Source organism: Methylotenera sp., from assembly GCF_013141425.1.
Taxonomy (GTDB): domain Bacteria; phylum Pseudomonadota; class Gammaproteobacteria; order Burkholderiales; family Methylophilaceae; genus Methylotenera.
The window spans coordinates 1-7,942 of the sequence record NZ_JABFRA010000133.1 but is presented as its reverse complement, the minus strand read 5'-3'; the positions used below and the strand labels follow the sequence as shown (position 1 = coordinate 7,942).

At 43.2% G+C, this 7,942-nt stretch carries 7 protein-coding genes; 6 read left to right on the top strand and 1 reads right to left on the bottom strand.

The features are described from left to right. A partial coding sequence (locus tag HOO90_RS11630; protein WP_292843251.1) for a RuBisCO large subunit C-terminal-like domain-containing protein occupies positions 1–747 on the bottom strand: 747 nt, incomplete at its 3' end. A 217-nt stretch (positions 748–964) separates the two neighbouring features. On the opposite strand from HOO90_RS11630, the gene HOO90_RS11625 reads away from it, so the two are divergent. The 6 genes from HOO90_RS11625 to HOO90_RS11600 form a co-directional block, all read left to right on the top strand. Then, positions 965–1,873 carry a phosphoribulokinase gene (locus HOO90_RS11625; RefSeq protein ID WP_292843249.1) on the top strand — a complete coding sequence of 303 codons (909 nt, stop codon included), beginning with the start codon at positions 965–967 and terminating at the stop codon, positions 1,871–1,873. Positions 1,874–1,928: 55 nt separating this feature from the next. Continuing rightward, the gene (gene mnmD, locus HOO90_RS11620; RefSeq protein ID WP_292843247.1) at positions 1,929–2,702 is read left to right on the top strand and encodes a tRNA (5-methylaminomethyl-2-thiouridine)(34)-methyltransferase MnmD; all 774 of its coding nucleotides are present in this window, start codon (positions 1,929–1,931) and stop codon (positions 2,700–2,702) included. Continuing rightward, positions 2,692–3,885 (top strand): FAD-dependent 5-carboxymethylaminomethyl-2-thiouridine(34) oxidoreductase MnmC, encoded by a 1,194-nt coding sequence (gene mnmC, locus HOO90_RS11615; RefSeq protein ID WP_292843245.1) that lies wholly within the window; start codon positions 2,692–2,694, stop codon positions 3,883–3,885. Before mnmD ends, mnmC begins: the two co-directional genes overlap by 11 nt. Positions 3,886–3,947: 62 nt before the next feature. Then, the gene (locus tag HOO90_RS11610; RefSeq protein ID WP_292843243.1) at positions 3,948–5,846 is read left to right on the top strand and encodes a PQQ-dependent dehydrogenase, methanol/ethanol family; all 1,899 of its coding nucleotides are present in this window, start codon (positions 3,948–3,950) and stop codon (positions 5,844–5,846) included. A 404-nt stretch (positions 5,847–6,250) separates the two neighbouring features. Then, positions 6,251–7,255 (top strand): virulence protein RhuM/Fic/DOC family protein, encoded by a 1,005-nt coding sequence (locus HOO90_RS11605; RefSeq protein WP_292843241.1) that lies wholly within the window; start codon positions 6,251–6,253, stop codon positions 7,253–7,255. A gap of 82 nt (positions 7,256–7,337) precedes the next feature. After that, the coding region (locus HOO90_RS11600) for a tetratricopeptide repeat protein (RefSeq protein ID WP_292843238.1) at positions 7,338–7,942 on the top strand (605 nt) is incomplete at its 3' end.

Sequence of the window (7,942 nt, the reverse complement as noted above, 5' to 3'; positions counted from 1 at the left end):
TTCTAAGATAAAGTCTGCACGAGCGCACATTTCGTAGTGATCATCCGCCGTGATGTTGGCTGAGAATAATTTAGCCTGACCTGTTTCATCCTGCGCACGTTTCAAGGAATCGACTACCAACGGAATCACTTTTTTCATTGGGCAGAATACTTGGTTGCCTTGTGGCTCATCATTTTTAATGAAGTCACCACCTAGCCAGAACTGGTAAGCCGCATGGGCAAATGGCTCTGGACGTAATCCTAATTTTGGTTTGATGATTGTGCCTGAAATATAACCACCATCTTTGATTGGGCGGCCAAGAATACGCCACATATCGCTAATGTCTTTTGAAGGGCCGTCGAATAATTGTATTCCACGCTCTGGCACGTAAAAGTCAATCATCTTGGCATGTTCAATATCACCCATGCCTTGGTTGTTACCAATCGCAAGCGTTAAGAACGAAACAATCATAATGCGACCGTCTGTAATATTGCGGTCAAACAAATCCAGCGGATACGCGATACGCATATCTTCAGTGGCTTCATCAATGTGATACACCAGCGCATCCACGCCTTTAGTGAAATCATCCGTGGTTGAAACTTCAACGTTTGTACCTGTAGAAGATTCGGCCGCAAAATGCGCTGCTGCTTCTAAGTAACCGTGGCCAGATTTTGGCTTCATTTTGTAAGCAACCAGAATATGCTTACCACCTTTAACAAGGTCTTCTTCTTTAAGACTTAAATCTGAATAACGTACTGACTGGTCCATCATTTTCTCCCGTATACAACTAGCTATAAAAACCTTGCCACCGTTTATTTTTTTAACATGCCGTCATTGCGACATTATTTTTATCTTGTTGAATAACACTATACCAATACCTAAATCTAAGTAACAGCAAAATTTGCATATGATGACTAGCCAAGCCTCACCTGCACTGCTAAAGTAGAGTAAAAATAAGACCATAAATATATTAGGGAGAATTATCATGTCAAAGAAGCATCCCGTTATTGTAGTCACAGGCTCATCTGGTGCGGGAACCACTACAGTCAAACGCTCATTTGAACATGTATTCCGCCGCGAAGGTATTAATGCCGCCGTTGTTGAAGGTGATAGCTACCACTCATTAAATCGTAGGGAGTTCAAAGCCGCCGTTAAAAAGGCCGAAGCTGCGGGCAACAACCATTTCAGCCACTTTGGCCCAGAAGCCAACCACTTCGACAAAATTGAAGAGTTGTTCGAGACTTATGGACAAACAGGCACTGGTAAAAAACGCTATTACATCCACAATTCAGCAGAAGCGGCTGAGCAAAACGCGAGGCTTGGCACAAATTTAAGCGCTGGAGAATTTACACCCTGGGAAGACTTGCCAGAAGAAAGTGATGTGTTGTTTTACGAAGGCCTGCATGGCATGGTGAAAACAGATAAAGTCAATCTGCCAGCCCACGTGGATTTAGGCATAGGCGTAGTACCAGTAATTAACTTGGAATGGATACAAAAAATCCATCGTGACAGTTCTGAACGTGGTTACGCAGCGGAGGAGACTGTCGATACCATCCTCAGGCGCATGCCCTCCTATATTAACTACATCGCAACACAATTCTCAAATACGCATATTAACTTTCAGCGCGTAGCGATTGTCGATACATCCAATCCGTTCGTGATGCGTGACATTCCAACGCTAGATGAAAGTTTTGTGGTCATTCGCTTCCGCGACCCAGGCATGGCGGACTTTCCTTACCTGCTTTCCATGCTAAAAGATTCCTTTATGTCACGTCGCAACAATATCGTTGTACCAGGCGGCAAAATGGGTTTGGCCATGGAGATTATCTTGGCGCCGCTTATTCACGATTTAATGCACAATCGCAAGCTAGAAACGACGCACCACTTAGAATAAACTGCTAGATTTTCATTAATGGGAAACCAAACAATAAATTGGTTTCCCATTTTTAATGCGAAAATCAGCTAAATTCTTACTCGTTCAACATCAACCACTTACCATGCAAAATCCAAGCAGCAATACTGCCAACATAGAATGGCGCAATGGTCAGCCATTTGCCTGTGATTTTCAAGACGTATACTTCTCAACCGACAATGGTTTGCTAGAAACCGACTATGTTTTTTTGCAGGGCAATGACTTAGCCACGCGCTGGCTTGATGCCAACTTGCAAACCTTCAACATCGCTGAAACTGGCTTTGGCACTGGCTTAAACTTTTTATGTGCGGCTAAGACTTGGCTAGAATCCGCACCACAAAACGCAACGCTACATTTTATTAGCGTAGAAAAATATCCTTTAAGCACGCACGATATTTCAACCGCGTTAAATTTATGGCTGCAACTCAAGCCAGTGAGTGAGCCATTTTTAGCCCAATATGAAAGCCTTTTAAGCAGCGTAAATACCATTTCGCTGTACGATGATAGAGTGCGATTGACCCTGCTCATTGGCGATGCTACCGAGCGCCTTAGCAAAACCAATGACAAAATAGACTCATGGTTTTTAGATGGCTTCGCACCTGCTAAAAATCCTGACATGTGGCAAGCTGCGTTATTTCAACAAATGGCGCGACTTTCCAAAACATCCACCACTTTCGCCACCTTCACCAGCGCAGGCGACGTGCGTCGAGGCTTAATCAATGCGGGTTTTGAAGTCAGCAAACGTGCGGGTTTTGGCAAAAAACGTGAAATGCTAACGGGTAAGTTTTTAGGAAATAATGATGAAGCCTAGCACCGCAATTGTAGTTGGTGGTGGCATCGCAGGCTGTAGCACGGCTTATGCCTTAGCTCAGCGCGGCATTCAAGTGACATTATTTGAACGTAATGAAACCATCGCCAGCGAGGCCTCAGGCAATCCGCAAGCCATGCTTTATCCGCGTTTAAGTGGCGATGACGATGCAAGCCGATTCGCGCTTGAAAGCTATTTGTACAGCTTAGCGTTTTTTAAATGGCTCAACTTAAACCCTGATGACATTTATATTTGCGGCATGTTGCAACTTGGTTTTAACCCGAGAGAATTAGCCCGCATTCAAAAAGTCGCTGCACAGAATCATGCTGAAAATATTCTGAAATATGTAAACTCAGACGAAGCAAGTAATCTTGCCGGCATAGACTTACCGCATGACGCACTTTACTTTCCAGATGCCGCTTGGGTGAATCCACAACAACTTTGCAAGCGTTTAACCACGCATGAAAATATCTCAGTTAACACATTAACTAATGTCATTAGTATATTGAAAAATAAAGATTTATTTGAAATATATTCAGATGGAAAACTAATTGAAAAAGCGGATATTGTGATTATTGCAAATGCCAATGAAGCGCAAAACATAGGCATTAATCTATACTTAAAAACGCAAGCAGTGCGCGGGCAAGTTAGCGTTCTTGATGCAACAAGCGAAAGCAACCAAATCAAAACCATTATCTGTAGCGATGGCTATTTAAGCCCCGCAGCAAATAATCAGCATTGTTTAGGCGCAACTTTTTCAACCGATAACATGAGCAATGAAATAGACGAAGAAGACCACCAAGCCAATCTATTCAAACTCAAAAGCTTTTCACTACCACTGTACGAAAATTTAAAAAATAATATCAAAGGCGGTCGCGTTTCGTTTAGATGCACCTCATTTGATTACTTTCCCTTAGTGGGAAAACTGCTTGATAACGCCATACTAAAAGCCAAACCACCCCGCCCTAATGCAACACCAGAAAACCTACCGTACGTCAACGGGCTTTACATCAATGTAGCCCACGGCAGCCGCGGCTTTACCAGCGCGCCATACTGCGCAGAATTGCTTGCGCAAATAATATGCAACGAGCCAATTAGCATGAATGTTGAATTTGCTGCCTTAATGAACCCAAGCCGCTTTGTGCTGCGCAAGCTTGGTTTAAAACGTTTGGCAAAAATGATTTGAAACGCGGGTGTAAATGATGCTATGTTACGCAACATCATCAAAAAATTTGAAAGCTAAAAATAATGACAAAAAATTTAAGCTTCATTACCCTACTCGCACTGAGCATCCCCACCTTAGCGCAAGCCGCACCCGACCTAGACCGCGCCATGAAAAACCCCAACAACTGGGCTTACCCACGTGGTCAATACAATAACCAAGGCTATAGTGAGCTTAGCCAAATCAATACTCGTAATGTCAAAGATTTAAAACTAGCTTGGACATTTAGCACAGGTGTTAATCGTGGTCACGAAGGTGCGCCTTTGGTGATTGATGGCGTAATGTACCTACACACCGCCTTTCCTAATAACGTTTACGCTTTAGATTTAAACAATGACCAAAAGATCCTGTGGTCTTACTTCCCTAAACAAGAACCTAGCACCCAAGCGGTGTTGTGTTGCGATAACGTCAATCGCGGTTTAGGCTTTGGTGATGGCAAAATTTACTTACAGCAAAACAATGGCGTATTAGTCGCGCTGGATGCCAAAACAGGCAAAGTGGTTTGGCAAGTACAAGTCAACGACCCTAAAACAGGCGCGACCAATACCAATGCGCCACAAGTGATTAAAGATAAAGTGCTCACAGGTTGTGCAGGTGGCGAGTTTGGGGTGCGCTGCTTTATGGCAGCGTATTACCTTATAGATGGCGCATTGGCTTGGAAGGCTTATTCTACGGGCAGTGATGCCGATGTATTGATAGGTGAAAGCTTTAACAAAGACAACCCGCAATACAGTGCTTTAAGTGTTTACCAAGATGTGAATGGAGGTAATAAACAAGGCGGTTCATTTAAACCCTTGCCCAATGAGCAACTAAAAATCGCTGAAAAAGAACTGGGCATTCGCACATGGCTAAAACCGCAACAAGAGAAAGATGGTTGGCAGAATGGCGGTGGCGCAGTGACAGGCTACTTTAGCTTTGATGCAAAGACTAACTTGGTGTATTACGGCACAGGTAACCCTGGTGTGTGGAACCCTGATGTACGGCCAGGGGATAATAAATGGGCCAGCAGTGTATTTGCCCGAGATGTGGATACTGGCCAAGCCAGATGGGCGATGCAGACCACCCCGCATGATGAGTGGGATTATGATGCGACTAATGAGGTGATTTTATTTGAGCAGAAAGACAAAAACAATAAAAACCAAACCTATGCCACACAGATTAACAAGAATGGCTTTATTTATACTTGGCAGGCCGATAACGGCACGTTGATTGCGGCGGAGAAAGTGCATCCGTTTGTGAATTGGGCGACGGGGGTGGATTTAAAGACGGGGGTGCCAGCCAAAGACCCTAAATATAGTACACATCAGGATTACAATGCGAAGAATATCTGCCCAACTAATATTGGAGCAAAAGGCATTAGTCCAGCAGCCTACTCGCCCAAAACAGGATTAATATATGCGCCGCTTAGCTTGACCTGTATGACGTATGAATCTGTTGAATCACGATACAAAACTGGACAGCCATGGGTAGGCGCTACAGTGCTTCAATACTCATGGTTCGAAGGAGCCTACAAACCCCAAGTGCCTTTTGGACTTCTATCTGCTTTTAGTCCGTTAACCAATAAAGTTATTTGGTATCAACGTGAAAATTACTCGCCATACAGTGGAATACTTGTCACATCATCCAACTTGGTATTTCACGGCACACTTGATAGATGGTTCAAAGCACTTGATGCAAAAACTGGTAAAGAGTTATGGCAGTTTCAAGCAAGCTCTGGCGTGGTTGGTAATACATTTTCTTATAGTAATAAAGGCAAGCAATATATAGGCATAATGACAGGAATAGGTGGATGGCCGAATGTCTCAATGATAGTGCAAAATATTCGCGAAGACTGTGGCTTTGGTTGCCCTCACGGACCATTCGGTTATCTAGTAGAACACAACTCACTTCCTGGTGGTGGTGCACTCAACATTTTCAGCCTATAAGCCCGCTTAGGGCGGATTAACGAAGTGTAATGCGCCGTATGGAAACGCTTACCTTCGGCGCAATACGCTACGCTATTGACGCCCTACTTCACAAAATAAACGGTCAACCCATTATTTAACAATGCTCTGGGAGCCAATATCCATGCGGGTCGCAGGGCAGGTGTTTTTAGCCAATTAGCATGAGAAGTTTCGCGGGCATGCCATGAGCTGTGCGAATGACGGGCTATAAAAATATCGGAGTTTTTAGTTTATTCGTCAACACTCTCTGCTTTAAATTAAAATTGTAACGACTGTAAGTAAAAAGCGCCTGACATTAAGCACAGCGCTTTAGGTGCATAATAGTCACTGATAGCTTTGCTAAAAGTAGGTATTTGCACCCTAAAAGACAATGGAAAAATATAACAATGACCGAAGTAAACAATCATCAGCAAATTGTCATTTACCAAACTGACGGCGGCGAGACGCAGATAGATGTGCGGCTTGAGCAGGAGACTGTTTGGCTGAGCCAAGCGCAAATGTCAGCACTTTTTGATAAAGACTTGCGTACGATCAATGAGCATATTCAAAATGTTTATAAAGAGGGTGAACTTGAAAAAAACCCAACTATCCGGAAATCCCGGATAGTTCGTCAAGAAGGTGCTCGTCAGGTTGCACGTAATATTGATCACTACAATTTAGATGTCATTATTTCTGTAGGCTATCGCATTAAATCTCAACGTGGTACGCAGTTTAGAATCTGGGCAAATAGTGTACTCAAGCAGTATTTGTTGCAAGGTTATGCGTTAAATGAACGCAAACTTCAAGCCGAGCAAGCAAAGCTTAATGATTTAAAGAGTGTTATTGCGTTAACGGCACGTTTAGCTCAAAGCAAAGATTTATCTTCTGCTGAATCACAGTCAATATTGACAGTACTTGAAAAATACAGCCATGCGCTTACAGTGCTGGATGATTATGACCATCAACGCTTGATGGTGGTTGGCACTACGGCAATGGTGCAGCCAAAAATTGATTACATTGAGGCCATGGCGCAAATTTACCTGTGGCGTGAAAAGGAAAAACTAGGCGGTTTATTTGGTAATGAGAAAGATAATTCGTTTAACAGTGCGTTAGAAACCATCTACCAAACTTTTGACGGGCAAGAGCTTTACCCAAGCATTGAAGAAAAAGCAGCGAACTTGCTGTATTTTATTGTTAAAAATCATGCTTTTAGTGATGGTAACAAGCGCATTGCCGCGGCCATGTTTGCTTGGTTTTTACAACGAAATGAGCACTTATACAATGAACTGGGTGAAAAGCGCATTGCAGATAATGCCTTGGTAGCTTTTACCCTACTGATTGCAGAGAGCAAACCTGAGGAACGTGAAATGATTGTGAAGGTGATAATCAACTTGATTAATGGCAACAACTAATTAGCCATTCAGCGACTCGAGAATAATAAGGAAGTTTTTAGTTAACTCGTCAGCACCCTCTGTTTTCAATTAAAATTACCGCATGCAAACTTCAAACGAAAACGCGCTCAAAAATTACCAACAAGCCTTATTGCGCAACCCCAAAGATTTAGAAGCTCAAGTCAATTGCGGCAATTTGTGCATTGAACTGCATCGCTATGAAGAGGCTGCGGGATACTTTAGGCGCTTGTTGCGCATACTTAAAACCAATTTAGATGTGCGCAATGCGCTTTGTTATGCCTTGCAAGAACTAGGCAATGATTCACATGCAAACGGCCGTTATGCAATGGCTGAAGCGTGTTTTCAAGAGGCGCTTGAGCATCAGCCAGCCAATGCGGCTTATTTGTACAACTTGGCAAATGCGCAACGTGAGCTTGGTAAGCCTAAAGAAGCTGCTATTCATTATCAAAAATCTATCCAACTTAACCCAAATGATGCTGATACTTACAATAACTTAGGCAATGTGCAACGCGAGTTGGGCCAGCTAGATTTAGCGATTACGAGCTACCAAAAAGCTTTAGATTTAAACCCTAAGCTCTACCATGCCAGAGTGCATTTGGTGCATCAAAAGCAGCATATATGCGACTGGCAAGGCTTAGAGCAAGATATTGCAGAGATTCGTGATTGGGTGAAAAATGTGCCGCAAGC